At 63.1% G+C, this 25035-nt stretch carries 25 protein-coding genes; 10 read left to right on the forward strand and 15 right to left on the reverse strand.

All coding sequences use genetic code 11. From position 1 onward, the window contains the following. Positions 1–214 precede the first annotated feature (214 nt). Entirely contained in the window at positions 215–724 is a 510-nt protein-coding gene (locus AWB78_RS24685; protein ID WP_062608641.1) for a DUF6622 family protein, read from the forward strand. 112 nt (positions 725–836) lie between these two features. Continuing rightward, entirely contained in the window at positions 837–1604 is a 768-nt protein-coding gene (locus AWB78_RS24690; RefSeq protein ID WP_062608612.1) for a DUF899 domain-containing protein, read from the forward strand. 7 nt (positions 1605–1611) lie between these two features. Here AWB78_RS24690 and AWB78_RS24695 read toward each other — a convergent pair whose 3' ends face one another. After that, the gene (locus AWB78_RS24695; protein ID WP_062608613.1) at positions 1612–2484 is read right to left on the reverse strand and encodes an alpha/beta fold hydrolase; all 873 of its coding nucleotides are present in this window, start codon (positions 2482–2484) and stop codon (positions 1612–1614) included. 122 nt (positions 2485–2606) lie between these two features. On the opposite strand from AWB78_RS24695, the gene AWB78_RS24700 reads away from it, so the two are divergent. Beyond that, positions 2607–2981: an ArsR/SmtB family transcription factor gene (locus tag AWB78_RS24700; RefSeq protein ID WP_062608614.1), complete on the forward strand. Its 375-nt coding sequence runs from the start codon at positions 2607–2609 to the stop codon at positions 2979–2981. Continuing rightward, a complete protein-coding gene (locus AWB78_RS24705) occupies positions 2968–3483 on the forward strand; it encodes an SRPBCC family protein (RefSeq protein WP_062608615.1) in 516 nt (171 codons plus the stop codon). Before AWB78_RS24700 ends, AWB78_RS24705 begins: the two co-directional genes overlap by 14 nt. Positions 3484–3501: 18 nt before the next feature. On the opposite strand, the gene poxB is transcribed toward AWB78_RS24705, so the two are convergent. The 6 genes from poxB to AWB78_RS24735 form a co-directional block, all read right to left on the reverse strand. Beyond that, on the reverse strand, positions 3502–5223 hold the full coding sequence (gene poxB, locus AWB78_RS24710) for a ubiquinone-dependent pyruvate dehydrogenase (RefSeq protein WP_062608642.1): 1722 nt from the start codon (positions 5221–5223) through the stop codon (positions 3502–3504). 336 nt (positions 5224–5559) lie between these two features. Beyond that, complete coding sequence (locus AWB78_RS24715) at positions 5560–6357, reverse strand: transporter substrate-binding domain-containing protein (RefSeq protein WP_062608616.1); 798 nt, start codon at positions 6355–6357, stop codon at positions 5560–5562. A gap of 48 nt (positions 6358–6405) precedes the next feature. Further along, positions 6406–7134 (reverse strand): amino acid ABC transporter ATP-binding protein, encoded by a 729-nt coding sequence (locus AWB78_RS24720; RefSeq protein ID WP_062608617.1) that lies wholly within the window; start codon positions 7132–7134, stop codon positions 6406–6408. Next, positions 7118–7771, reverse strand: coding sequence for an amino acid ABC transporter permease (locus AWB78_RS24725; protein ID WP_062608618.1), 654 nt, complete (start codon positions 7769–7771; stop codon positions 7118–7120). The genes AWB78_RS24720 and AWB78_RS24725 overlap by 17 nt, the downstream gene beginning before the upstream one ends. After that, a complete protein-coding gene (locus AWB78_RS24730) occupies positions 7768–8514 on the reverse strand; it encodes an amino acid ABC transporter permease (protein ID WP_062608619.1) in 747 nt (248 codons plus the stop codon). The genes AWB78_RS24725 and AWB78_RS24730 overlap by 4 nt, the downstream gene beginning before the upstream one ends. 101 nt (positions 8515–8615) lie before the next feature. Next, positions 8616–9461, reverse strand: a complete 846-nt coding sequence (locus tag AWB78_RS24735; protein WP_062608620.1) for an NAD-dependent epimerase/dehydratase family protein — start codon at positions 9459–9461, stop codon at positions 8616–8618. Between the two features lie 175 nt (positions 9462–9636). Between AWB78_RS24735 and AWB78_RS24740 the strand changes: the two genes are divergently transcribed. Beyond that, a complete protein-coding gene (locus AWB78_RS24740) occupies positions 9637–10413 on the forward strand; it encodes a FadR/GntR family transcriptional regulator (protein ID WP_062608621.1) in 777 nt (258 codons plus the stop codon). Positions 10414–10503: 90 nt separating this feature from the next. On the opposite strand, the gene AWB78_RS24745 is transcribed toward AWB78_RS24740, so the two are convergent. The 3 genes from AWB78_RS24745 to AWB78_RS24755 form a co-directional block, all read right to left on the reverse strand. Next, the gene (locus AWB78_RS24745; RefSeq protein ID WP_062608622.1) at positions 10504–11856 is read right to left on the reverse strand and encodes an MFS transporter; all 1353 of its coding nucleotides are present in this window, start codon (positions 11854–11856) and stop codon (positions 10504–10506) included. A gap of 231 nt (positions 11857–12087) precedes the next feature. After that, on the reverse strand, positions 12088–12996 hold the full coding sequence (locus tag AWB78_RS24750) for an SMP-30/gluconolactonase/LRE family protein (RefSeq protein WP_062608623.1): 909 nt from the start codon (positions 12994–12996) through the stop codon (positions 12088–12090). After that, positions 12993–13823 (reverse strand): NAD-dependent epimerase/dehydratase family protein, encoded by an 831-nt coding sequence (locus AWB78_RS24755; RefSeq protein WP_062608624.1) that lies wholly within the window; start codon positions 13821–13823, stop codon positions 12993–12995. The genes AWB78_RS24750 and AWB78_RS24755 overlap by 4 nt, the downstream gene beginning before the upstream one ends. Before the next feature lie 194 nt (positions 13824–14017). Between AWB78_RS24755 and AWB78_RS24760 the strand changes: the two genes are divergently transcribed. After that, positions 14018–15007 carry a LacI family DNA-binding transcriptional regulator gene (locus tag AWB78_RS24760; RefSeq protein ID WP_062608625.1) on the forward strand — a complete coding sequence of 330 codons (990 nt, stop codon included), beginning with the start codon at positions 14018–14020 and terminating at the stop codon, positions 15005–15007. A gap of 76 nt (positions 15008–15083) precedes the next feature. Here AWB78_RS24760 and AWB78_RS24765 read toward each other — a convergent pair whose 3' ends face one another. After that, complete coding sequence (locus AWB78_RS24765; RefSeq protein WP_062608626.1) at positions 15084–16376, reverse strand: MFS transporter; 1293 nt, start codon at positions 16374–16376, stop codon at positions 15084–15086. 390 nt (positions 16377–16766) lie between these two features. On the opposite strand from AWB78_RS24765, the gene AWB78_RS24770 reads away from it, so the two are divergent. Both AWB78_RS24770 and AWB78_RS24775 read left to right on the forward strand, forming a co-directional pair. After that, a complete protein-coding gene (locus AWB78_RS24770; protein ID WP_062608627.1) occupies positions 16767–17639 on the forward strand; it encodes a DMT family transporter in 873 nt (290 codons plus the stop codon). An 85-nt stretch (positions 17640–17724) separates the two neighbouring features. Beyond that, positions 17725–19680, forward strand: a complete 1956-nt coding sequence (locus tag AWB78_RS24775) for a methyl-accepting chemotaxis protein (RefSeq protein ID WP_062608628.1) — start codon at positions 17725–17727, stop codon at positions 19678–19680. Positions 19681–19692: 12 nt separating this feature from the next. Here the strand turns inward: AWB78_RS24775 and AWB78_RS24780 are convergent, their stop codons facing one another. From AWB78_RS24780 to AWB78_RS24795, 4 genes are read right to left on the reverse strand one after another with little or no spacing between them, the layout of a single operon-like run. Continuing rightward, positions 19693–20502 carry an SDR family oxidoreductase gene (locus AWB78_RS24780; RefSeq protein ID WP_062608629.1) on the reverse strand — a complete coding sequence of 270 codons (810 nt, stop codon included), beginning with the start codon at positions 20500–20502 and terminating at the stop codon, positions 19693–19695. A 30-nt stretch (positions 20503–20532) separates the two neighbouring features. After that, on the reverse strand, positions 20533–21774 hold the full coding sequence (locus tag AWB78_RS24785) for an NAD(P)/FAD-dependent oxidoreductase (RefSeq protein ID WP_062608630.1): 1242 nt from the start codon (positions 21772–21774) through the stop codon (positions 20533–20535). A gap of 4 nt (positions 21775–21778) precedes the next feature. Further along, entirely contained in the window at positions 21779–22087 is a 309-nt protein-coding gene (locus AWB78_RS24790; protein ID WP_062608631.1) for a non-heme iron oxygenase ferredoxin subunit, read from the reverse strand. Positions 22088–22118: 31 nt separating this feature from the next. After that, the gene (locus tag AWB78_RS24795) at positions 22119–23198 is read right to left on the reverse strand and encodes a fatty acid desaturase family protein (RefSeq protein WP_062608632.1); all 1080 of its coding nucleotides are present in this window, start codon (positions 23196–23198) and stop codon (positions 22119–22121) included. Positions 23199–23343: 145 nt separating this feature from the next. On the opposite strand from AWB78_RS24795, the gene AWB78_RS24800 reads away from it, so the two are divergent. Together AWB78_RS24800 and AWB78_RS24805 are read left to right on the forward strand one after the other, a co-directional pair. Continuing rightward, positions 23344–24396, forward strand: coding sequence for a LacI family DNA-binding transcriptional regulator (locus tag AWB78_RS24800; protein WP_062608633.1), 1053 nt, complete (start codon positions 23344–23346; stop codon positions 24394–24396). A 100-nt stretch (positions 24397–24496) separates the two neighbouring features. Beyond that, positions 24497–25035, forward strand: a 539-nt coding sequence (locus AWB78_RS24805) for a transposase (protein ID WP_198399248.1), incomplete at its 3' end; no start/stop codon positions are given.

A 25035-nucleotide genomic window follows, 5' to 3' on the forward strand; every position in this document is an offset into this window, starting at 1 on the left:
TTCGTGGGGCGGATGCCGGCGCGCGTGCCGGAGCGCGCGGGTCACGCGCGTGTCCGGCCGTACGGCGGGCTGGCGCGGCATTTTACCCGCTGCGGCAAGCCAATTCGGGAGGCGCTTAATTTTTATGAAACGTGTTGTTCCGGTTCACGACTCATTCGGAGCTAATTCTGCGGCGTCAAGATGCGCATCAAACAACCGAACCAAGGAGATGATCATGACGCCGATCGCCATCATTCAAGGCACGCCGACGTGGGTATGGGTGCTGCTCGCATTTCTTGTCTATCGCGGATGCAAGGCGTTGCAGGCCAGCACGACGCCGATTTCCAAACTCGCGATCGTGCCGCTGATTTTCGCGGGCATGGGCATCGCGCATCTGGCATCGGCGCCGCTCGCGGGCTGGGCCGCCACCGCCATGTGGGTCGTCGCGCTTGGCGCCGGCGTCGTGGGCGGCGTCTTCACGGCGAGCCGCACGCGCTTCATCGTCGATCCGATTGCGCGTACCGTGATGCTGCCGGGCTCTTTCGTGCCCCTGCTGCTGATCGCCGCCACCTTCATCGCGAAGTTCTGGCTCGGCTTCGAGATGGCGACCGTGGCGAATATGTCTGCGCTTGCGAGTTACGTCGTGATCGATGCGGCCGTGTCGGGCATCGTTGCGGGCATGTTCGCCGGCCGGTTCTTCACCTACTGGAAGACGATGCACGCGCTCCGTGCATCATGGGCCTGAACGCGGGCCGAAATACCGTCACACTTGTTACTCCCGTTCATCCGCTTTCGGGTCCAGACTAACTCACGGCAAACATCGTTCGAGAGTCCACACTCAGGAGGTTGCAAAAGCCATGACTACATCAGACGAAATGCGCACACCGCCGGTCGTGTCGAAAGAGGAATGGGAAGCGGCGCGCGCGGCGTTGCTCGTGAAGGAAAAGGCTCACACCCGCGCACGCGACGCGCTCGCCGCCGAGCGCCGCCGCATGCCGTGGATGACCGTGCAAACGGACTATGTGTTCGAAGGCCCTGACGGCAAGATCGGCTTGCTCGATCTGTTCGAGGGCCGGCGTCAATTGATCGTCTATCGCGCGTTCTACGAGCCCGGCGTGTTCGGCTGGCCCGAGCACGCGTGCCGCGGCTGTTCGATGGTCGCCGATCAGGTCGCGCATGTCTCGCATCTGAACGCGCGCGACACGACGCTCGTGTTCGTGTCGCGTGCGCCGCAACAGGACATCGCGCAACTGAAGCAACGCATGGGCTGGGACATTCCGTGGTTCACGCTGACGGATCGCTTCGATGCCGACTTCGGCGTCGACGAATGGCACGGCACCAACGTGTTCTTCCGCGATGGCGACCGTGTGTTTCGCACGTACTTCCTCAACAATCGCGGCGATGAACAGATGGGCAATACATGGAACTATCTCGACATCACGCCACTCGGCAGGCAGGAGCTTTGGGAAGACTCGCCCGAAGGCTATCCGCAGACACCGACCTATAAATGGTGGAACTGGCATGACAGCTATGTCGCGGATGCGCCGCCCGACAAGAAGTGGGTCGAGGTGTCGGACGCGGGCGAGGCGGCGTTCCGGGCAGAGAGTGCGAAGAACAAATCGTGAAGTCGAGTTATCGTTTCTGACCGCCACCTCGTTCGAGCGCGCCCATGAACGTCAGCCATTCGCCGACGATCGCCTCGGGCGCGTCTTCCTGCATCAGATGTCCCGAACCAGGCACGCGCGTGAAGCGTGAACCAGGCATCAGCGACGCCAGTTCGACACCGCGCTCGACCGGAATCCATTCGTCTTCCTCGCCCCAAAGAATTGACACCGGGCACGTCAATTCGCCATAGCGCGGTTGAACCTCATCCGTATATCGCTGATCCATCTGCGCGATCTGCCGATAGAACGCGGCCTGCCCTCGTTCGCCGGTCCACGGCCGCGTGTAGATGCGCAACGTCTCCTCCGGCAAGCGCCGATGCGCCGCGCCTTGCAGATAAGCATCGAGCATCGCCTGATGCATGTACGGCGGCACACCCGCGAACGCGGCTTCATGCTGCCGCACATGGCGCACGAAGGGCGATCCCCACGGCGCGACAGCGACCGGATCGACGAGCATCAGCGAACGATACGCACAGTCGTTCAACAGCGCGGCTCTGAGCGATGTCGCGCCGCCGAAATCATGCGCGAGCACATCGGGCAATGCGCCGTTCCAGCCGGCGCTCCAGTGCGCGATCAGCGCGGCCAGCACGCGATTCTGCACGCCGAGCGACACCTCCTGTCCATCGCGCATGTCCGATGCGCCATAGCCGAGAAGATCGAAGTAATGCACGCGCCGCGAACGTGCCGCGATCGGTGCGATGCGTCGCCATACCTGCGATGAAAACGGCGTGCCATGCACCATCACGAGCGGCGCACCCTCGCCGATCACGCCATAACGCACCGATTGGTCCTCGAATTCGAACGCGTGATCGAGGAGCAATGCATCTTTCGTTTCACTCATGGCGTATCCCTTGAATGTCGATACGTGAGGATAAAGCACGTCGCCGAAGACCGCACTTGACCGTCGCGGTCCGATCTTCTATATTCCTGATTGGCTATATAACCGGATGGTCATTGAATCGCATGCGCGAAGACGACTTGAATCAGGTGTTCGCGGCCCTCGCCGATCCCACGCGCCGCGCGATCGTCGCGCGACTCGCGAACGGCGAAGCCACCGTGAATGAACTGGCCGAGCCGTTCGAGATGACGCAGCCGTCCATCTCCAAGCATCTCAAGGTGCTGGAGCGCGCGGGCTTGATCTCGCGCTCGCGCGCCGCGCAGACGCGCCCTTGCCGTCTCGAGCCCGCCACGCTGAGCGAAGCCGCGAACTGGATCGAAGCGTATCGCTCCTTGTGGGAAGCCAGTTTCGACAGGCTCGATGCGTTCCTGAAAACGACCGCGAAGACGAAGCCGAAGAAGCCATCGACATCGAAAGGAAGAAAACATGCCGCAAAATAATGCTACGGCCGCCAGCAGCGTGGCCTTCGAAATGAACCGCGTATTCGACGCGCCTCGCGAACGCGTGTGGCAGGCATGGAGCGAGGCGGACCAGATCGCGCGATGGTGGGGGCCGAAAGGCTGCACGCTGGACCTGCATCGCTTCGAGTTCCGTCCGGGCGGCTTCTTTCATTACGCGATGAAGTTCGCCGGCGCGCCCGCCATGTGGGGCCGCTTCAATTACCGCGATATCGTGGCGCGCGAGCGCATCGTCTGGCTCAACTCATTCGCGAACGAAAACTGCGGCATCGCACGCGCGCCGTTCAGCGATGTGTGCCCGCTGGAAATCGAGAACGTCGTGACGTTCAGCGACGAGAACGGCAAGACGATGGTCGCGCTGCGTGCCACGCCGTTCGGCGCGAGCGAGCAGGAGCAGCGCTATTTCGATGAACTGCGCCCGTCGCTCGAACAAGGCTACGGCGGAACACTCGACCAGCTCGCCGGCTTCCTGCGCGGCGCGTGAAGCGCCGCGCGTACGTGCTCAACGCAGGTTCGTGCGCGCGAGTTCGACGATTTCATCGCCGCGGCCACTCAAAACGGCGCGCAGCATGTAAAGGCTGAAGCCCTTCGCCTGCGACAGCTCGATGGTCGGCGGCATCGCGAGTTCATGCTTGGACGTGACGACATCGACGACCGCCGGCCCCTTGTGCGCGAACGCTTCCCGCAACGCGTTCTCGAGTTGCTCCGACTCCTCCACACGCACCGACCAGATGCCCGCGCCCTTCGCGATCTGCGAGAAGTCGGTCTTGCTGAGATCGACATTGGTGTCGAGATAGCCGCCCGCCTTCAGCTCCATCGAAACGAAGCCGAGCAGGCTGTTGTTGAACACGACGACCTTGATCGGCAAGTCGAGCTGCACGGCCGAGAGCAGATCGCCGAGCAGCATCGACAGACCGCCATCGCCCGATAGCGACACCACCTGCCGCTGCGGATGCGCGGCCTGCGCACCGAGCGCCTGCGGCATCGCATTGGCCATCGATCCATGATTGAACGAGCCGTGCAACTGGCGCTTGCCGTTCATCGTCAGATAGCGCGCGGCCCAGAGCGTCGGCGTGCCGACGTCCACCGTGAAGATCGCGTCCTCTGCGGCGATTTCATCGACGAGCTTCGTCAGGTATTGCGGATGAATCGGACGTCCCGGCGCGGATGGCGTCGCGAGATCGTCGAGGTCCTTGCGAGCGCTCGCGTAATGCCTGAGCGCGTTGTCGAGGAAGCGCCGCTCGTCCTTGCGCTGAAGCTTCGGCATCAGCGCGGCCAGGGTTTCCTTGATCGTGCCGACGAGCCCCATTTCAAGGGGCGCGCGGCGTCCCAGTTGCGAGCCGCGCCAGTCGATCTGCACGATCTTCGCCTGCGGCGGATAGAACGGCCGATAGGGAAAGTCACAGCCGAGCAGCAGCAGCGTGTCGCAGGACATCATCGCGTGATAGCCCGAACTGAAGCCGATGAGCCCCGTCATGCCGACATCGAACGGATTGTCGTACTCGATGAACTGCTTGCCGCGCAGCGCATGCACGATGGGCGCGCCGAGCGTATCGGCGAGCGTGACCACTTCGTCGTGCGAACCCGCGACGCCGCTGCCGCACATGATCGTCACCGCTTCGCAGCCGTTCAGCAGCGCCGCGAGCTTGTCGAGATCCGCGTCGGACGGCACGATCGCGCCCGGCGCGCTCGCGGTCCAGCGCGGCTCCACGCCTGGGCCCTCGCTCAAGGCGACATCGCCGGGCAAGACGATCACCGCGACGCCGCGCTGATCGATCGCCGCGCGCATCGCGCGTTCGAGCACGCGCGGAAACTGCGACGCATTCGACACCAGTTCCACGAAGTGGCTGCACTCCCTGAACAATTCCTGCGGATGCGTTTCCTGGAAGTAGCCGAGACCGATTTCCGTCGACGGGATATGCGCGGCGATGGCGAGCACCGGTTGATGATTGCGGTGGCAATCGTAGAGGCCGTTGATCAGATGCAGGTTGCCCGGCCCGCAACTGCCCGCGCACACGGCGAGCTTGCCTGTCGCGGCAGCGTCCGCGCCGGCCGCGAACGCGGCGGCCTCTTCGTGGCGCGTATGCATCCAGCGGATCGAGCCCACGCGGTCGAGACTGAAAGCGAGCCCGTTCAGGCTGTCTCCGGTGACGCCCCAGATGCGCTCGACGCCCGCGGCCGCAAGCGTCTTCGCCAGATAATCCGCAATCGTGTTCTTGGCCATGATGGTCCCTTTGCTGAAGAGAAGGCGTCCAGTGAATGGCGGAATCGCGCAGCGGAGCGTCACGCGGCGCACGCGCGATGGTTCAATGCATGCAGAATTCAAAACGCAGAGGCAGTGTACGCCGGGGCATCGAGGCTTGTCGTAAACCATGCCGACACCGCTCGGCCAACGCACGGGCGCGCTCGGTACATGGCGTCCGCGCGGGCGCCCTCAAAGGCATTTCGAATGCATTATTCCGGATGGCATTCGGTATGCAGCATGCAAACGACAAGCGGGGCCGGGTCGTCTTTCGACCCGGCCCCGCTTGCATGTGATGATACTCGGCAGCGTGGACGCTCAAGCGCCCTTGCGCACGCTCTCCGGCAGATCACGTCCGTGATACTTCTTGTAGATCGTGTTCAGATTGCCGTTCTTCATGTTCGTGCCGACCCAGTTGTTCACCCACTCCTTCAGGCGCGGCTGTTCCTTGTTCATCGCAATGCCGAGATCGAAGGTCTTCTGCTCGAACTTCATCTCGATGTTGCGCTGGGGCGCACGATCCTGCATTTCCTTCAGGTTCGAAGGCGTGCTCGAGAAGATGTCGACCTGGCCCGTGACCATCGACGTGATGAGCGTCGCGTCGTCCTCATAGCGCTGGATTTGCGCGCCCTTCGCCTGTTGCGTCGTGAGCGTGTCGTTCACCGTGGCGCGCGTGAGGCCGATGGTCTTGCCGTCGAGATCCGTGTAGCTCTTTACGTTGGCCGTCTTCACGCCGCCGACGATGATCGAGATCACCGCATACGGGTTCGAGAAATCGACCACCTTCGCGCGCTCCGGCGTGACCGACAGCGAAGAGATCACGAGGTCCGCGCGCTTGGCCTGCAGCGTCGGAATACGCGCGGCGTTGGTGATCTGCACGAGTTCGAGCTTCACGCCGAGATCCTTCGCGAGCGCCGTGGCCGTATCGACATCGGAGCCCGCGGGCTTGAGGTTCTGGTCCGCATAGCTGAAGAGCGGCGTGCCGATCGCCACCGCGACGCGCACGACGCCCGCCTTCTTGATGTCGTCGAGTTCATCGGCCAGTGCGCTGTGAGCCACGCCAGCCATCATCAGGGTTGCGAGGGCCGCGCGTGCAAGGATTGTTTTCGCTTTCATTCAAGTCTCCGTCGTTATTGATGTTGCAATGGATCGATGTCGCGGCTATCAAAGTCCGTTATCGAGAAATGCGCGCAGTTCGGGCGTGCGAGGCGCGTCGAGCATGCTGCCGTCGCCCACTTCCCATACCTTGCCCTGATGCATGTAGATGATGCGATCCGCCACGCGCTTCGCGAAGGCCATCTCGTGCGTGACGAGCAGCATCGTCATGCCGTCCGCGGCGAGGTCTTCCATCACGCGCAGCACTTCGCCCGTCAGTTGTGGATCGAGCGCCGAGGTCACTTCGTCGAACAGCATCACCTTCGGCGACATCGCGAGCGAGCGCGCAATCGCCACGCGCTGCTGCTGTCCGCCGGATAGCTGCTCGGGATAGGCGCCGGCCTTCTGCCCGAGACCGACCTGCTCCAGCACGTTCGTCGCGATGCGCCGCGCTTCGTCGCGCGACATCTTCTTCACATGACGCAGCGCGAGCATGATGTTCTCTTCCACCGTCAGATGCGGAAAGAGGTTATAGCTTTGAAATACGATGCCCACTTCACGGCGCAACAGATGCAGATCGACCTTCGGATCATCGACGCGAATCCCGCATACTTCGATCTGTCCTTGATCGATCGTCTCGAGTCTGTCGATGCAGCGCAATGCCGTGCTCTTGCCCGAGCCGCTCGCGCCGATCACCGCGATCATCTCGCCCTTGTTGACTTCGAAGGACACGCCCTTCAGAACGTGATTGGAGCCGAAGCTCTTATGAATATCGCCGACCTTAACGATTGCTGACATTGAGCTTGTTCTCCATCGATTGGCTCCAGCGCGAAAGCGGATAGCACAGGACGAAATAGAAAGCGCCGACCAGTCCGAAGATGAGGAACGGCTGGAAGATCGAGTTGTTGATGATCTGACCTGCGCGCGTCAGTTCGACGAAGCCGATCACCGAAGCAAGCGACGTCATCTTGATGAGCTGCACGAGAAAGCCGACGGTCGGCGGCAACGCAAGGCGCATCGCCTGCGGGACGATCACGAGGCGCAGCGTTTGCCAGCGCGTGAGCGACAGACACTCCGACGCTTCCCATTGCGGCTTCGGCATCGCTTCGATACAGCCGCGCCAGATATCGCCGAGATAGGCGCTCGAATACACCATCAAGGCAAGCCCCGCCGCGACGAGCGCGGGCACCTGAAAGCCATAGACCGACAAGCCGAAGTACACGATGAACAGCAGGATCAGCAGCGGAATGCCCTGAATCGCTTCGATATAGACGAGCGCCGTGCGCGCAAGCCATGCGCGCGGCGAGATGCGCGCGAGCATCACGCCGAATCCGCCGATGCCGCCCAGCACGAATGCGAGCGCCGAAAGCACCAGCGTCCAGCCGATCGATTGCACCAGATAAACCAGGTGCGATGATGTGAATCCAGCACTCATGCCGCACCTCCGGGAATGACGGTATCGATGCGCTGCGGATCGGGCGGCGTCTTGCCCGCGCGTTTGGCGGCGAGACGAATCGCGCGGCGGCGCTTGAAAAGATGCTCGCCCACGGCCCACGCAACGAGCTTGATGATCAGCGACAACACGAGATACAACGCAGCGACCACGATGTACGTTTCGAGCGAGCGGTACGTATCGGACTGCACCGTATTCGCGACCGCCGTGAGTTCTTCCGCCGAGATTTGCGAGGCAACGGCGGAGGCCTGCATCATCAAGAGAAACTGGCTCGTCAACGCGGGATACACCTTTTCGATCGACGGCTGCAGCATCACGTGCCAGCCGATGCGCCACTTCGGAAGCCCGAGGCATTCGGCAGCTTCGATCTGTCCGCGCGGCACCGATTCCAGTCCGGCGCGAATGATCTCGGCCGCGTATGCGCCGATGTTGATGGTCATCGCGAGCGCGGCGGCCGCGAAGGTCGGCATGCGCAAGCCGATGCTCGCGAGACCGAAATACAGCAGAAAGATCTGCACGAGGAACGGCGTGTTGCGCACGGCCTCGATATAGATGATGCAGATGCGCGTGAGCACCGGCACCTTCGCGCGCTTGGCGAACGCGACCAGCATGCCGAGAATCAGGCCGAAGAACACGGCCACGCACGTCATCTTGAGCGTGAGCCACGCGCCCAGAAGGAACGTCGGCCAGTACGGCAACAGCGATGAGAAATCGAGAGAAAACATGGCGGCGTATGTCCCCTGAAGTTTGAGCGCCCTACTCAATGCACCGGCACGGGATGTATGACGACATACTACAAATCCCGTGATACTGCATTCTGCATGCATTAAACCGGGTCGAACGGGCCTGTGACCGTGAAGGTGCCGCCCTGCAACACGGCCACCGGGTCGGTGGGCGCGGGCGGCGGCGTCGCTTCGACTTTTTCGCGGAACTGCTCGGACGAGTCGCGCGGCACGAAGCCGAGATGCGCGGCGCAGCGGTTGTCCCACCACGTGTGCGCGTTCGCGGACATGCCGAAGACGATCGTGTGACCCACGTCCGGCGTGAAGAGGCTGCGGCGCAACAGGTCGTGGAAATCGTCGTAGCTCATCCAGCTCGCCATCATGCGGCGGTCCTTCGGCTCCGGGAACACCGAGCCGATGCGGATGCTCACGGTCTCGATGCCGTAACGGTCGAAGTACATCTGCGCCATGTCTTCGCCGAACGACTTCGACAGGCCGTAGTAGCCATCGGGACGCTTGCGCGCGGTGGCATCGATTCGCTCGTCCTGCCGATAGAAGCCCGTCACGTGATTCGAGCTCGCAAACACGATGCGCTTCACGCCTTGACGCCGAGCCGCTTCGTAGAGATTGAACACGCCCTTGATGTTGGCTTCGAGTATCTCCTCGAACGGGCGCTCGACCGACACGCCGCCGAGATGGACGATCGCATCGCAATCCTTCGCGAGCGCGTCGACTGTGAGGCGGTCCGCGAGATCGCAAGGCACGATTTCTTCATGAGGCGCGGCGTCGCCGGGCAAGACGCCCGGAAGATCGGAGATGCGCACGTGCCGCGCGAACTCGGCGACGCGATGCCGGATCGCCTGTCCGATTCCACCCGCGGCGCCCGTCAGCAGCAGGCGATCGAATTGCGCGGCGTTCTCGGAGGACGGCGTGCTGTTTTGTTGTTCCATCGAGTTGTGTCTCCTGTCGACCGGCGCTTTGAACGCCGGTCTCGTTCGAAGCTGTCGTGGCTAGGGATAACCCTGCACGCATCTTCTTGTACGTTGTCATATCACCGCATCACGCATAACATCATTTGCCGAACGATTTGTCAATGTGTGTAAAACCCACTCCAATGAGAACGCCGTGACGCTATCGCCCGATCTTCATGCCGACACGCCCTCCGCCTCTTCCACGGACGCATCCATCGCGTTGCCGGGAATTCGACGCAGCCTCACCGCGCAACTCGTGGACGCGTTGCGCGCGCAAATCGATTCGAAGGAACTGAAGGCCGGCGGCCGTCTTCCGACCGAAGCGGAAATGGTGCAGCGTTTCGGCGTGAGCCGCACGGTGGTCAGAGAAGCGCTATCGCGTCTGCAAGCCGCGGGACTCGTGGAGACGCGGCATGGCATCGGTACGTTTGTTTGCGAAGCGGGCGCGTCATCGCTATTGCAGCTCGATCCCGCCGATGTGGCCGGCTCCATCGATGCGCTGGCCATCCTCGAATTGCGCATCAGCCTGGAGACGGAGAGCGCGGGACTCGCCGCCATGCGCTGCGATGCCGCCCGTCTCGCAACGATGCGCTCCGCGCTCGCCGACTTCGCGCACAGCGTGGACGACGCAGCCGATACCGTATCGCCCGATCTGCGCTTTCACATGGAGATCGCGCATGCAACCGGCAATCGGTATTTCGTCGAGATCATGGAGCATCTCGGTACACGCATGATCCCGCGCACGCGCATCACGGCGACGCCGATTCCACGCGATCGATACGCGGAGTATCTGATGCGCGTGAACCGCGAGCATGAGCAGATCGCGGATGCGATCGAGCGCGGCGATGCCGATTCGGCACGCACCGCGATGCGGCTGCATCTGATCAATAGCCGGGAGAGATTGCGCAGGGCGCAGGCTGCGTCTGAATGAATGTTGAATGCAGAATGCTTAATGCATAGCAAGGACCGCATAGCAAGGACCGCGTATCGCGACGGTCCTTGCCACGATGCTGCTGAGGCTTCAACGAGCCGCCATGTTCGGCTCGCCATCCCCGTCGATATCATGCGCGCCGGGAATCGTCTCCAGCGCGGAATCATGATGCAGCAGCAACACCGCCGCCACGCCGACCATGCCCGCACCCGAGAGACACAGCAGGCCCGCGCCGAAGCTGCCCGTGCTGTCCTTGATCCAGCCCATCACGTAAGGACCGAAGAAGCCCGCGAGATTGCCGAGCGAATTGATCGCGGCGATACCGCCTGCCGCGGCCGCGCCCGACAGGAACGACGCCGGCAATGTCCAGATCACCGGCAGGCAGCCGAAGATGCCGAAGCCCGCGATCGACAGCGCGATCATCTTCAGCACCGGGTTGTCGAGACCCGCCGATGCCGCGATGCCGCCCGCCGCCACCATCAACGCAATCGCGACGTGCCAGCGGCGCTCGAGCTTGCGGTCCGAATGACGGCCCCACAGCACCATGCCGATCACGCCCACGGCATAGGGCAATGACGTGACGAAGCCGGTCTGCAGGTTGGTCAGGCCGAACGCCTTCACGATCTGCGGCAGGAAGAAGCTCAGGCCATAGTTGGTTGCATTCGCGCCGAAATAGATCAACGCGATCGCCAGCACGCGCGGATTGAAAATGGCTTCCTTCACGCTGAACGAATGCACGGCTTCACGATGCGCCCGCTCGTGCGCCTGACGATTCACGAGCCAGTCGCGCTCTTCCTTCGCGAGCCAGTGCGCATCGACGGGCTTGTCGGTCAGATAGAAGTACACGACGAACGCGAGCAACAGCGCAGGCAATGCTTCGATCAGATAGAGCCATTGCCAGCCCTGCATGCCGCCCAGGCCGTCCATCTGCAGCAGCGCGCCGGAGATCGGGCCGCCGATCACGGTGGACAGCGGAATCGCCGCCATGAAGTAGCCGACGACGCGGCCGCGATACTTCGCCGGGAACCACAAGGTCAGCAGAAAGATGATGCCGGGAAAGAAGCCCGCTTCCGCGACGCCGAGCAGAATGCGCAAGCCATAGAACACATAGGCGTTCGACAGTCCCGTCGCTTGCGCGATGTGCGGAATGTAGGCCATCGCCGCAGCGAGAATGCCCCACGTGAACATGATGCGCGCGATCCAGCGACGCGCGCCGAATCGTTCGAGCAGCAGGTTGGACGGAACCTCGAAAAAGAAATAGGCGATAAAGAAAATACCGGCGCCGAAGCCGAACATGCTTGCGGTGAAACCGAGCGCCTTGTTCATCTGCAAGGCCGCAAAGCCCACATTGACGCGGTCCAGATACGCGATGAAGTAACACAAGATCAGGAACGGCACGAGGCGAACCATCACCCGTTTCATGGTGCGAGCTTCAAGGTCCATCTATGTCTCCTCCGAATTAGAGAATCGGTAGTTCGCTAGTACTTGAGGTACTTGCGGAGACTACTCTTTCAGGAGGAACTACAGCATTGGTGTTTGACCTTGGTATCGGTTCCGGAGCGGTACGTGTCTATCTTTTCGATGCGCGCCAACGCGGTGCATCGACCCGTGGGAATCCCAAACTGTGCGAAAAAATTGCGAACGGGACGAACGAATCGTCCCGTTCAGTGAAGATTATGCGACCGGTAACACAGCCGCATAGTCCGGTTCCGGTAAGCCTTGCACACCCGGGTTCAATGCGAACACATAACCGTCGTCATCAGTGGCATTCGTTGCCGGACGAATTGTCGTGACATAGAGCGTCTTCAGGTCGCTGCCGCCGAACGCGCACATCGACGGCTTGCTCGCGGGCAGTGCGATCTCGCGATCGAGCTTGCCTTGCGGAGTGAAGCGCAGCAGGCGCCCCGCGTCGTTCGCGCAGGTCCAGTAGCAGCCGTCGGCATCGACCGCGGCGCCATCGGGGCGGCCCGCGTAATCGTGGAGATCGGCGAACACGCGTTGCGCGCCCGGCGTGCCGCTGTCGGGGTCGAAGTCGAATGCCCAGACGAGACGCCGCTGCGGATGCGAGTCGGACAGATACATCGTCCTCCCATCGGGCGACCACGCGAGGCCGTTCTGGGTGATCAACCCTTCGACGACGGGCGCTGACAACACGCCGTTCTCATCGAAACGATAGAGCGCGCCCACTGAACTCGCTAGCGACATGTCCTGCACCATCGTGCCCGCCCAGAAGCGCCCTTGCCGGTCGCAACGGCCATCGTTGAAGCGCATGCCCGTCGCGGGAAACGCGGGCGCGGCGAGCTTGATGGCGCGCGGCTCGCTCGCCTCGGAGAGCGACATGCCGAACATCCCGCTCTCCATGCCGGCGACGACACGCCCCGCCGCATCGAACGCGAAGCACGCGACCTGTTCGGCGAACGCCCATTCCGTACGGCGCGCGCTTGCGATCTCGAGCCGCACGATGCGCCGCGCCGGGATATCGACCCAGTAGAGCGCGCCCTCCTGCGCACGCCATACCGGACATTCGCCGACCGTCGCGCGCCCGCCCGCGTCGAGCCGCTCCGCGTGAATCGCTGCGCTCATCGCTTGCGCTCCATCGGCTCGCCGAGCACGAACGGGCCGCCCTGGAAGCGCTGCGCGGGATCGTCGCGATCGGCGGTCGGCGCGGTAACGGGAAAGAGTCCGTTGAATTGCGTGGAACTGTCCTGCGGATTGAAGCCGATGAAGCCCGCCTTCGAGTTGTCCCACCACTTCACCGGATTGTCCGACACGCCGTACACCACCGCATGACCGACACGGTTCGCGAACAACGAGCAGCGCACCAGTTCGATGAAATCGCGATAGCTCAGATACGTGACGAGCATGCGCGGATTCTTGGGCTCCTCGAACGACGACCCGATGCGCAGGTTCACCGTCTCGATGCCGAAGCGGTCGAAGTAATAGCGCGACAGCGATTCGCCGAAGCACTTCGTCACGCCATAGAGACTGTCCGGGCGATGCGGCGAGTCCGCGTCGAGCACTTCGGTGACGGGATGAAAGCCGATTGCATGGTTCGAGCTCGCGAACACGATGCGCTTCACGCCGTAGCGGCGCGCCGCTTCGTAGAGGTTGTACGTGCCGCGAATATTCGCTTCGATGAGATCGTCGAAGGGCGCGTCGATCGAGATGCCGCCGAGATGCACGATCGCATCGACGCCCTCGACGAGACGCATCACCTTCTCGCGGTCCGCGAGATCGACGGCGCTCACTTCTTCATGGCTCGCGGCATCGTCGAGCGGTGCGATGTCGGAGAGACGCACGACATCGGCCCATTGCGCGAGCGCGCCGCGCAACTGACGGCCCAGATTGCCGGCCGCGCCGGTCAGAAGCAGACGCTTGAACGGCTTGCCCGCTGCGTTTGGCTGATTCATGGAGACTCCTGTCGAATTCGTGTAGTGCGTTGCAAGAAGGGAGAAAACGTTTTCGGGACTGTAGCGACCGGCTGGGTGCGCTGTCAATTGCCGTTTGGCATGCAAAAGGCCGCATGCAAAATGCGTAATGCACTGTCATTGTTTCCCGATTTTCTGCGACAATCCGTTAACATTACGAAAACGTTACCCTCCGAATGAAGAAAATTTCCCCGACCATTCGCGACGTCGCCGCCGCAGCGGGCGTGTCGGTCGCGACGGTATCCAAGTACATCAACGGTGCGCAGCGCTTCTCCGCGCCCGTCGAAGCCAAGCTCAAGGAAGCGATCGATTCGCTCGGCTATCGTTCGAACCCGCTCGCGCGTTCGATGATCACGGGCAAGACGCGCACCATCGGCCTCACGATCCTCGACATCAGCAATCCGCACTTCACGCACGTCGTGAAGGGTGCGAACCGCATCGCGCTGCGGCACGACTACACGCTCCTGCTCGTCGACATCGACGAGAACCAGGCGCGCGAACGTCCGCTCATCGAAGCGCTCGCGCAGCGCGTGGACGGCCTGCTCGTGAGCTCGCGCCTCCCCGACGAAAACGCGCAGTGGATGCTCGATCTCGACAAGCCCGTGGTCCTCTTGCGAAATGCCGAACTGCCCATTCCGAGCGTCGGCATCAACAGCCGTCTTGCTACTTACATGCTCGCGCGTCACCTGCTCGATCTCGGGCATCGCCGCATCGCGTATCTCGGCTTCGAGCACGCGCGCATCAACGACGAACGGATTCGCGGCGCGCGCGAGTGTCTTGCCGAAGCGGGCCTCGAACTCGACATTTACGAAGCCCACGCGCCGACGTCCCTCGCGGGCGAACAGGCTTGCTCGCGCGTGATGCTCGGACCGAAGCGGCCGCAAGCGGTGATCTGCTACAACGACCTGATCGCGCTCGGCTTCATGAAAGAAGCCGCGTCGCTCGGCATTCGCGTGCCGCAGGACGTGTCGGTGACCGGCATCGACAACGTGCCTTACGGCGCGTATGCCGCACCGGGCCTCACCACCGTCGACATTCAAAGCGAGAAGATGGGCGAACTCGCGATGCAGAAACTCATCGACGCCCTCGCCGGTCATCCGGACCCGGGCAACTCCATGTTCGAGCCGCGACTCATCGTGCGCGAATCGACTGCTGCCGCCGCATGACGCGCGCCGCGCCGCCTGCATGTTGCGAGTGCTGGCGGCGCGGCGCATGACGATGCGGATCATCCGTTGATACGTATTACGCGGCGAGCTTCGCCGGCTTCATCTTCGGCGTGAGCATGTGCATGATCGCGAAGGCGATGAGATACGCCGATGCGCCGATCGCGAACAGCACCCAGTAGTGACCCGTGCGCTGCAGCACCTGGCCGATCACTTCCGAGAACAGCACGCCGCCGATCGAGCCGGCCATGCCGCCGATACCGACCACCGCGCCCACCGCACGGCGCGGGAACAGATCCGATGCCGTCGTGAAGAGGTTCGCCGACCAGCCCTGATGCGCCGCTGCCGCGAGACCGACGATCGCCACCGCGACCCACAGATTCTCGGCTTGCGATACGAACGCGATCGGCAGCACGGCACATGCGCAGATCAGCATCGCGGTCTTGCGCGCCGCATTCACGGTCCAGCCCGCACGCAGCAGCGCCGACGAAACCCAGCCGCCGCCGATACTGCCGATGGTGGTGATCGCATAGATCACGACGAGCGGCAAGCCGATGTGCTGCATGTCCATGCCGCGCGATTCATTGAGCCACTTCGGCAGCCAGAACAGATAGAACCACCACACCGGATCGGTCAGGAACTTGCCGACGATGAACGCCCACGTCTCGCGCTTCTTGATGAGTTCCTTGAAGCCCGGCGCGCCTGCTTTCGCGTGAGCGGCAGCGTCGGCGGCGTTGGTTTCGTCGCCTTCGTCGGCGATTTCGTCGTCATGCGCGCGGCCGTCCGGCTGGCGATACATCACGAACCACACGACGAGCCACACGAGACCGATCGCGCCGACCATCACGAACGCCGAGCGCCAGCCGAAGGCGACCGCGAGCGCCGGAATCAGCGCCGGTGCGAACACCGCGCCGATGTTCGCGCCGGAGTTGAAGATGCCGGTCGCGAGTGCGCGCTCGCGGCGCGGGAACCATTCCGCGGTCGTCTTGATCGCGGCCGGGAAGTTGCCGCCCTCGCCGATGCCGAGCAGCGCGCGGACCATCGCGAAGCCCATCACCGAGCCGACGGCCGCGTGCAGCATCGCGGCGATGCTCCACACGAACATCGCGAGCGCATAGGAGATGCGCGTGCCGAGCCAGTCGACGATGCGCCCGAAGCAAAGGAGACCGATCGCGTAAAACGCCGAGAACGCGATCACGATGCGGCCGTACTGCACCTGCGTCCAGCCGATGTCGTGCTGCAGCATCGGAGCGAGCAGACCGAGGATCTGCCGGTCCATGTAGTTGATGACCGTGGCAAAGAAGAGCAGCGCGCACACGGTCCAGCGATAACGGCTGGCGGTACGCACGGCGCCGGCAACGACAGTGTTCATGAAAGTCTCCGGACGCGGCGGCGCTCGTCGTGCCGCGTTTTTTGTTGCGTGAAACGGCGACGAGCGCCGTGGGCGTGGCCTTGAGGTGAAGCTGCAATGCCGGCCTGGTTTTGGAAAACGTTTTTCGAAGAATAGTGGGTTTGCTGGCGGGTGGCTATCCTAGTATTTGCCCTAATGAGGCTAAAGCAGCGTGAAATCTAGGCCAGAAGTGCATTTCGAGCCGATGCTTACCAAGCTAGAAGGAAGTTAATCGTTTTCTGCCATCATTCCTTGCCCCGCGCGCCCCATGGTTCTTTGCATTACGCGTTTTGAATGCCATTCGGCGTTTTGCATGCGGTCGCGCCTGTATGATCGAACCCCAACGAACAACAACGACAAAACCGCCTTCTCATGCCAGCTCGTCTGACGGGGTTCATCTATCTGCTCGTCACCGCCACCGGCTGGGCGCTGAATTGGCCCGCCATGAAAGTCCTGCTCCGCGAGTGGCCGCCGCTCTTTTCGCGCGGCGTCGCGGGCATCGCCGCCGCCGTATTGCTCGGTGTCATCGCACGGTTCGCCGGCGAGAACACGCACGTGCCGCGCGCGCTCGTGCCGAGGCTGCTGCTCGCGTCGGCGATCAACGTCTTCGCGTGGATGGGCTTCTCCACGCTATCGATGAAATGGCTCTCGGTCGGCGAAGGCGCGCTGCTCGTCTACACGATGCCGATCTGGGCGATGCTGCTCGCATGGCCCATTGCGAAGCGCAAGCCGTCGATCGCGGGCTTTTGCGCGCTCGCGCTCGGTCTTGCGGGGGTCGTCGTGCTGCTCTCGGCGCATGGGCTGTCCTTCGATGCAGGCAAACTCGCCGGCATCGCATTCGCGCTTGCAGCCGCGGTACTGTTCGCGCTCGGCACCGTCATCACGCACGGGCCGATGCCCATTGCACCGATCACGCTCGTCGCCTGGCAGGTCGGCATCGGCTGCGCCCCGATGATCGTGCTCGGCCTCTTCATCGAGCATCCGGTGTTTTCCGCGCTCAAACTCGATGGCTGGGTCGTGCTCGTCTACATGAGCCTCGTGCCGATGGCCGTCTGCTATCTCGCGTGGTTCGCGACGCTGCGCCACCTGCCCGCCGATGTCGCGTCCATCGGCATGCTGCTCGTGCCGATCATGGGCATCGTCGCGGCGGCGCTCGCGCTGGGCGAGCCGCTCGGCACCCGCGAGGCGATCGCGATGGCGCTCACGCTGTCGGGCGTTGCGCTGGCGATGAGACAACGCCGATGACGCATCGCCGTGGGAAGAATTAAAGATCTTTTAAGTATCTGCCGATAAGAGTCGCTGTCACTCTTTTATCGATCAGTCATACCCCATGCTTCGTAATGCCCTGGCCCGCATGAATGTCGGGACCAAATTCGCCGTGCTCGCGTGCGCGCTCACGGCAGTCGTCGTTGCCTTCTTCACCATCGCCGTCACGAAAAGCGCGGGCGAGCAAGTGGACACGCATGCGCTCGCGCGCGTCGAAAGCGAGAATCGCTCGATCGCGACGATGATCGGCCTCTTCGACAAGGCCGTGAGTGCCGAAGTCACCCGCTTCATGACGATCTTCGCGCATCGCCTGCCTGCCACGTTCGCACTCGACGAGACGCGCACCGTGAACATCGGCGGCATCGCGACGCCGACCCTTCTCGCAGGCGACACGCCGCTGAACAACGACTTCACGATCCCCGATGCTTTCCTCGAGGAAAGCGGCGCGATCGCGACGATCTTCGCCCGCACCGGCGACGATTTCGTGCGCGTGACCACATCGCTCAAGAAGCAGGACGGCGCGCGCGCGATCGGCACGCTGCTCGATCGCAAAGGCCCCGCATACGCGCCGATGATGGCGGGCAAGCCGTATATCGGCATCGCGGCGCTCTTCGGCAAGCAGTACATCACCGAGTACAGGCCTGTCACGGATGCATCGGGCCGCGTGATCGGCGCGCTCTTCGTGGGCGTCGACGTGACGTCCGAATTCGCCGCGCTGCAGGATACGATCGCGAAGCTCGTGATCGGCGCGAGCGGCTATCACTTCGTCATCGATGCATCGGGCGGCGCCAATCGCGGCAAGCTGCTCGTGCATCCCGGCTCGAAAGGCGAACTCGCCGATGAACGCGTGGCCCCGTTCAGGCAGATGCTCGACGCGCACGAAGGCGCGCTCGTGTTCGACGGCGCGGACATCGCGGGCGCGGATGCGCGCGTGCATGGCGGCACGAAGGAGATCGTCTACATGACGGTGCCGCAGTGGCAATGGATGATCGGCGGCATCGCTTATCGCGACGAACTGCTCGCGGATGTCCACCAGAGCCGCAACCGCTTTCTCGTTCTCGGGCTTGTCGTGGTGGCGCTGCTCGTCGGCGTGCTGCTCTATGCGGTCACGAAGCTCGTCGGCCGCCCCATCGACGACGTGACGTGCGCCTCCGAGCGCATCGCCGCCGGCGATCTCACGGTACGCATCGACAGTGCGCGCGAGGACGATATCGGCCGCCTGATGCGTGCGATCGACGGCATCGCGCGCGGGCTCGCGGGCATCGTCGCGCAAGTGCGCAGCGCGTCGGCCGACATGAACGAAGGCACCGCGCGCATCGCGTCGGGCAGCAGCGATATCGCGACGCGCATCGCCACGCAAGCGGCGAGCGTCGAGGAAACCGCCGCAAGCATGGAAGAGATCACGTCGACCGTGCAGCAGAACGCGGCGAATACCGCGCAGGCGGGCACGCTCGTCGCGTCGGCATCGGATGCGGCACGCGCGGGCGGTCATGCCGTCGGACGCGTGGTCGAAACGATGGGCGAGATCGATGCATCGGCGCGACGTATCGCCGACATCACCGCTACCATCGAAGGCATCGCGTTCCAGACCAATATTCTCGCGTTGAATGCAGCCGTCGAAGCGGCGCGCGCAGGCGAGCACGGCAAGGGCTTCGCGGTGGTCGCATCGGAAGTGCGCGCGCTCGCGCAGCGCAGCGCGGGCGCCGTGAAGGAGATCGAGGTGTTGATCGCCGAGTCCGCGCAGAAAGTCTCGCACGGCTACAAGATCGCCGGGGAAGCGCGCGACACGATGAGCGGCATCGTCGAGCGGGTCTCGCGCGTGAACGCGATCGTCGGTGAAATCGGCGTCGCGTCGCGCGAGCAGGCGAGCGGCATCGAGCAGGTGAACAGCGCGGTCATGCTGATCGGCGAAGCGACGCAGCAGAACGCGACGCTCGTCGGTGAAGCCGAGCACTCCACCGCCGAGCTGCGCGATCAGGCCGAGCGTCTCGCGCGCGCCGTCAGCATGTTCCGCGTCTGATTCATCGTTGGCTCATAGCGGTTCCTGTGGATGAGGCGCGTCGTCGTAGGCGCCCCATACGGATTGATCGAAGTTGATCATCGAGCCCGTCATCAGGCCCGACTCCGCGCTCGCGAGATAAGCCACTGCACGCGCCGCTTCGTTCGTGTTGATCAATCGCCCGAATGGTTGCGCGGCTGCGGCGCGTTCGAGCCAGTCATCGTCGGCGCCATGATGCGTGCGCTGGATGCGGTCCTCGCCTTCACTCGCCATCCAGCCCAGATTCAAACCGTTCACGCGGATACGGTTGCGCAGGAGCGCGTAGGCCGTGTTCTGCGTGAGCGTCGCGAGTGCGCCCTTCGACGCACAATAGGCGGCGATGAACGGCTGCCCCGCCATCGCCGACATCGAGCAGATGTTGACGATCGCGCCTTCCGTCTGCTCGCGCTTCATGATGCGGATCGTGTCCTGCATCAGAAAGAACGGCGCGCGCACGTTCGTCGCGAACATGCGATCGAAGAGCTCGGGATCGGTGTCGAGAATCGTGCCGCGATCGGTCGTCGCGGCCGCATTGACGAGCACGTCGATGCGCCCGAACTGCTCGTCCGCCGCGGCGATCACCGCACGGCAATCCTCCACGCGCGACAAATCCGCCGTGACGAAGCGTACTTGCGCCCCGCTCGCTTCGGCAAGCTCGCGCGCCTTCTTCTCGCCCTTGTCCTTCGAGCGCGCACAGATCACGATGCCGTGCGCGCCGCGCTCCGCAAAGAGCGCCGCCACCGCCGCGCCCAGACCTTGCGCCCCGCCCGTGATGACGGCGACCTTGCCTTCGAACTGACTCATCGCTCTTCTCCTCGTCGTCTGCGCCTGCCGCTACAGCAAGGCCTTCAGCTTGATCGTTGCATCGCTAAGCAATTCCGCCGCCGGCGACAGTCCACGCTCGACGAGCATGCGCGCGAGCTTCATATCCTTTGCGATGGCGCGCACGGTGCCGAAGCCGCTCGCGCCGACGAGCTTGCCGTGCGTATCGAATTGAAAGTCGATCGAACCGTCATCGGCGAGCAGGCGCTTGACCGTGCGCACGCCGAGCGACGGCTCGCCCGCTACCTGCAATTGATGGTCATATTGATCGGACCAGAACCAGGGCACTTCGTCATAAGGATCGTTCCCGCCGAGCATGTTGCGCGCCGCGACGCGCGCCTGAGTCTCGGCGTTGTGCCATGTCTCCTGCCGGATCGGCGCGCCGGTGAGGCGGCTCGGATGAATGGCGATGTCGCCCGCCGCGAAGATGCCCGGCGCGGACGTTTCGAGTTCGCGATTCACGACCACCCCGCGATTCACCGCGAGCCCCGCATCACGCGCGAGTTCGTCCGCAGGCTCGATGCCGATACCGACGATCACGCATTGCGCGGCGATCGAGCCGCCATCGGACAGCGAGATGCGAAGCGTATCGTTCGCCGTGCGCTCGATCGCAAGCGGCGTGATGCCGACGCGCACATCCACGCCATTGCGCTCATGCAGCCGCTGCACCTCTTCCGCGATGGCCGCGGGCACCGCGCGCCCCAGCAAGCGCGGCGCGCCTTCGATCACGCACACGCCGCAGCCGCGTTTGCGCGCGGACGCGGCGGCCTCCAGCCCGATGAAGCCGCCACCTACGATCAGCACGCGCGCGTCTGGCACGAGCCTCGACGCGATCAGTGCGGCATCGTCGAGCGTGCGCAATGTGCTAACGCCTTCGAGCGTCGCGCCCGCGATGTTCAGGCGCCGCACGTGCCCCCCGGTGGCGAGCAGAAGCGCTTCGTATTCGATGCGACTGCCATCGTCAAGACGCACTTCGCGTCGGTCCGGAGCGATCGCCTCGACACGCCCGATCACATGCTCGATGCGATCCGTCTGCCACGCATCGCGCGTGCGCAAGTGGCACTGCGTCGCATCATGCTCGCCGGTGAGCAATTGCTTGGATAGCGGCGGGCGCTCGTAAGGCAGATGCGTCTCTGCGCCGATCATGACGATGCGCCCTTGCCAGCCGAATTCGCGCAGCGCGAGCGCCGCCCGCCCGCCGACATGCCCCGCGCCGACGATCACCATCGCGCGTTCGCGTGCGTCCCGGGTCATGGCGTCAGACCTCGATGAAAATGCGCCCGCCCTCGACTTTCGCGGGGTACGTCTTCAACTTTTCGCATACGGGCGCACACAGGGGCCGGCCGTCCCGGACGTCGAAGCGTCCGTTGTGCTTCGGACATTCGATCACGTGATCCATCACGAGCCCGTCGCTGAGATGAACGTGCTCGTGCGTGCAGAGGCCGTCGCTGGCGTACACCGCATCGTTCACGCGGTAGATCGCGAAGGTGCGGCCATCGTGATCGAAACGCATCACGTCTTCGTCATCGATATCGTCCATCGCGGCTGCGTCGATCCATTGCGTCATGGCGAGTCGTCTCCTTATCGTTGATTCGCTTTCATGCTTGCGTCGCCGCGGGCATGGGCCGCTCGACGTGATATGACGGATCGCGCGTCTGCCGCACGAGCGCCGGAATGATCTCCGCATACGCCGCGATGGTGCTTGCGTAAGGTGGCGGCATGTCGTGCTTCACCGTTTCGTGCAGACGCGGCAACGCGTGATAAGGCACCATCGGAAACATATGATGCTCGACGTGATAGTTCATGTTCAGATATAGAAACCGGAACACGGGATTCATCATCACGGTGCGGCAGTTCTTGCGATGATCGAGTACGTTCTCGGGCATGCCCGCATGCTGCGTGATGCCGAAGAAGAGATAGAGCCACGCGCCGTAGAGGCTCGGCAAGCCGATATAGAGCAGCGGCAAGATCGAATGAAAGAAGAAGCACGCGGCGAACACCATGGCATAGATCGCGAGCGTCACGCGCGCCTCCAGTATCACCTTCGGCCATTCGGACTGGGGCACGTAGGTCTTCTCTTCTTCGCCGATATTGCCGAACGCCGATGTAACGATCTTCGGCACTTCGCCCGCCGCGTGCTTCAACGCAAACACATTGAGCGCGATGCTCAGCCAGTCGGTGGGCAGCGGCACGGCGATTTCACGATCGCGTCCGACGACGAGCGTATCCGTGTGATGACGCGCGTGACTCCAGCGCCAGATCGTCGGCCGCCGAAACACCTGAAACGACGCCACCTGATAAAGCACCTTGTTCATCCACGAGGTCTTGAATGCGGTGCCGTGCCCGCTCTCGTGCCAGCGCGAATCCGCCGGGCTGCAGTAGAGCGTGCCATAGAGAAGAAAGGCGGGAATTGCCCAGAGCGAATGCGCCTGCCATGCAAACCATGCAAGCACGCCGCTCGCAATGATCGCCGCGTACCAGAGCAAGGTGTCGCGTATCGCGCGCGCGTCGCTGCGCTGCATCAGGCTCTTCATCACGGGACGCGGCACAGCGCTCTTGTACCAGTCCGCGTTGACGAGACCGGCCGCCTTGGCGCGTTCGCCCGCGCCGCCGATCAATCCGTAATCGCGATGCCGGTCACGCACACCCGCGCTCTGGAATTGCTCTGATTCCATCATGTCACCTCATCCGATGATTGATATTGCATCATTCGTCATTGTTGGATCGATGATAGAAGCGGCGCATTCGCCGCGCAATGTTCGCGCGCATTTGCTATCTTTAGGCATCATCGCGTGAATTGAAAAACCATCATTTACATCAGAGATGAGCAAGCGTCCCACACTTCAATCGGTGGCCGAGGCTGCGGGCGTGAGTCCTGCCACGGTCGATCGCGTGTTCAATGGCCGTTTGAGCGTGCGTGAGGGCACGGCTTTGCGCGTGATCGAAGCGGCGGAGCGCATCGGCTATCACGGTGCGGGACTGATGCGCGACCGCTTGCGTGCGCAGCGCGGCGAGCGTGATGAGCGGCATACGCTCGGGTTCTGTCTGCAAAAGCGGGCCGATCCGTTCTATCAGACGTTTGCGCGCATCCTGACCGATGCAGCCGCGCGTCACGAGCCCGAGCATTGCACGGCCGTCATCGAGTACATGGATGAGCTCGACCCGGCTTCCATCGCGCGCACGCTGCTTTCGCTCGGCGAGCAAGCCGATGCGCTCGGCGTCGTCGCGGTGGATCATCCACATGTCACAGCCGCGATCGAAACGCTTCACGGACAGGGCAAGCCAACCGTCACGTTGCTCTCGGATCTGAGTGCCCCATTGCGTGCGGGATATATCGGCGTGGATCCGCGCAAGAGCGGGCGCACGGCTGCGTGGGCCGTGAGCCGGCTCGCGCGTCGCGACGAAGGCACGGTCGGCGTGTTCGTCGGAACCCCTCGCTATCTCGGTCAGGAAAGCTGCGAGATCAGCTTTCGCTCCTACTTGCGCGAACATGCGCCCGGACTGCGCGTGCTCGATACGCAAATCAACCTGGAGGACAAGCAACTCGCGTATGAAGCAACGCTCGCGATGCTCGCGCGTCATGCCGATCTCGCCGGCCTCTATATTCCCGGCGGCGGCGTGGGCGGCGTCATTCGCGCACTGCGCGAAGAAGCGGCGGGACGTCGCATCGTGACGGTTTGCAGCGATCTCATGCCGGACCGGTACGAGGCGCTCGTCGAAGGCGTCATCGATCTCGTCATCGATACGCCGCTTCAGCGCATCGCCGAAACGGCCATACAGGCGATGCTGCGAGCACTGCAGGCACTGCCGGGCGAATCCGCGCAAGCGAGCCAGTATCCGCTGCCGGCACAGCTTTACACGCCGGAGAACGTCTGAGAGCGGCGAAGGCTAACCGTCGTCTAATTCTTCAGGCCTAGGAGCGTGCGCGGCAGAAATCTGATGTCATCCGGCCGAGCGGAGAAGACGTTGTTAGCAGATGCCAACAAGTTATCTCCCATACGAGCCGCAGCAGCAGATGTTGCTGCCCCACGCGCTGCAAGACTGGCTGCCGGAAGGGCACCTGGCTTATTACATCAGCGACACGGTGGATTCGCTCGACCTGTCAAGCTTCCATGCGCGGTATGCGGGCGGCGGCCCGCGCAATCAACCCTTTCATCCGGCGATGATGGTGAAGGTGCTCGTCTACGGCTATGCGACCGGGGTGTTTTCGTCGCGCAAGCTGGCCAGGAAGCTGCATGAAGATATCGCGTTCCGGGTCCTCGCCGCGGGCAACTATCCGGCGCATCGCACGCTTTGCGACTTTCGCGCCTTTCACTTGAAGGAACTGTCGGAGCTGTTTGTGCAAGTGGTGAAGCTGGCGAAGGAATGCGGACTGGTCAAGCTCGGGACGATTGCCGTTGACGGCACGAAGATCAAGGCCAATGCGTCGCGTCATAAGGCGATGAGTTACGAGCGGATGAAGAAAGCCGAGCTGGAACTCAAAGAACAGATCGATGCGCTGCTGGCCAAGGCGAA

Source organism: Caballeronia calidae, from assembly GCF_900044055.2.
Classification (GTDB): domain Bacteria; phylum Pseudomonadota; class Gammaproteobacteria; order Burkholderiales; family Burkholderiaceae; genus Caballeronia; species Caballeronia calidae.

What these genes read in the sequence shown, in the direction of transcription:
- AWB78_RS24685 (WP_062608641.1), top strand. Translation starts at nt 215, where the DNA reads ATGACGCCGATCGCCATCATTCAAGGCACGCCGACGTGGGTATGGGTG.
- AWB78_RS24690 (WP_062608612.1), top strand. Translation starts at nt 837, where the DNA reads ATGACTACATCAGACGAAATGCGCACACCGCCGGTCGTGTCGAAAGAG.
- AWB78_RS24695 (WP_062608613.1), bottom strand. Translation starts at nt 2,484, where the DNA reads ATGAGTGAAACGAAAGATGCATTGCTCCTCGATCACGCGTTCGAATTC.
- AWB78_RS24700 (WP_062608614.1), top strand. Translation starts at nt 2,607, where the DNA reads ATGCGCGAAGACGACTTGAATCAGGTGTTCGCGGCCCTCGCCGATCCC.
- AWB78_RS24705 (WP_062608615.1), top strand. Translation starts at nt 2,968, where the DNA reads ATGCCGCAAAATAATGCTACGGCCGCCAGCAGCGTGGCCTTCGAAATG.
- poxB (WP_062608642.1), bottom strand. Translation starts at nt 5,223, where the DNA reads ATGGCCAAGAACACGATTGCGGATTATCTGGCGAAGACGCTTGCGGCC.
- AWB78_RS24715 (WP_062608616.1), bottom strand. Translation starts at nt 6,357, where the DNA reads ATGAAAGCGAAAACAATCCTTGCACGCGCGGCCCTCGCAACCCTGATG.
- AWB78_RS24720 (WP_062608617.1), bottom strand. Translation starts at nt 7,134, where the DNA reads ATGTCAGCAATCGTTAAGGTCGGCGATATTCATAAGAGCTTCGGCTCC.
- AWB78_RS24725 (WP_062608618.1), bottom strand. Translation starts at nt 7,771, where the DNA reads ATGAGTGCTGGATTCACATCATCGCACCTGGTTTATCTGGTGCAATCG.
- AWB78_RS24730 (WP_062608619.1), bottom strand. Translation starts at nt 8,514, where the DNA reads ATGTTTTCTCTCGATTTCTCATCGCTGTTGCCGTACTGGCCGACGTTC.
- AWB78_RS24735 (WP_062608620.1), bottom strand. Translation starts at nt 9,461, where the DNA reads ATGGAACAACAAAACAGCACGCCGTCCTCCGAGAACGCCGCGCAATTC.
- AWB78_RS24745 (WP_062608622.1), bottom strand. Translation starts at nt 11,856, where the DNA reads ATGGACCTTGAAGCTCGCACCATGAAACGGGTGATGGTTCGCCTCGTG.
- AWB78_RS24750 (WP_062608623.1), bottom strand. Translation starts at nt 12,996, where the DNA reads ATGAGCGCAGCGATTCACGCGGAGCGGCTCGACGCGGGCGGGCGCGCG.
- AWB78_RS24755 (WP_062608624.1), bottom strand. Translation starts at nt 13,823, where the DNA reads ATGAATCAGCCAAACGCAGCGGGCAAGCCGTTCAAGCGTCTGCTTCTG.
- AWB78_RS24760 (WP_062608625.1), top strand. Translation starts at nt 14,018, where the DNA reads ATGAAGAAAATTTCCCCGACCATTCGCGACGTCGCCGCCGCAGCGGGC.
- AWB78_RS24765 (WP_062608626.1), bottom strand. Translation starts at nt 16,376, where the DNA reads ATGAACACTGTCGTTGCCGGCGCCGTGCGTACCGCCAGCCGTTATCGC.
- AWB78_RS24770 (WP_062608627.1), top strand. Translation starts at nt 16,767, where the DNA reads ATGCCAGCTCGTCTGACGGGGTTCATCTATCTGCTCGTCACCGCCACC.
- AWB78_RS24775 (WP_062608628.1), top strand. Translation starts at nt 17,725, where the DNA reads ATGCTTCGTAATGCCCTGGCCCGCATGAATGTCGGGACCAAATTCGCC.
- AWB78_RS24780 (WP_062608629.1), bottom strand. Translation starts at nt 20,502, where the DNA reads ATGAGTCAGTTCGAAGGCAAGGTCGCCGTCATCACGGGCGGGGCGCAA.
- AWB78_RS24785 (WP_062608630.1), bottom strand. Translation starts at nt 21,774, where the DNA reads ATGACCCGGGACGCACGCGAACGCGCGATGGTGATCGTCGGCGCGGGG.
- AWB78_RS24790 (WP_062608631.1), bottom strand. Translation starts at nt 22,087, where the DNA reads ATGACGCAATGGATCGACGCAGCCGCGATGGACGATATCGATGACGAA.
- AWB78_RS24795 (WP_062608632.1), bottom strand. Translation starts at nt 23,198, where the DNA reads ATGATGGAATCAGAGCAATTCCAGAGCGCGGGTGTGCGTGACCGGCAT.
- AWB78_RS24800 (WP_062608633.1), top strand. Translation starts at nt 23,344, where the DNA reads ATGAGCAAGCGTCCCACACTTCAATCGGTGGCCGAGGCTGCGGGCGTG.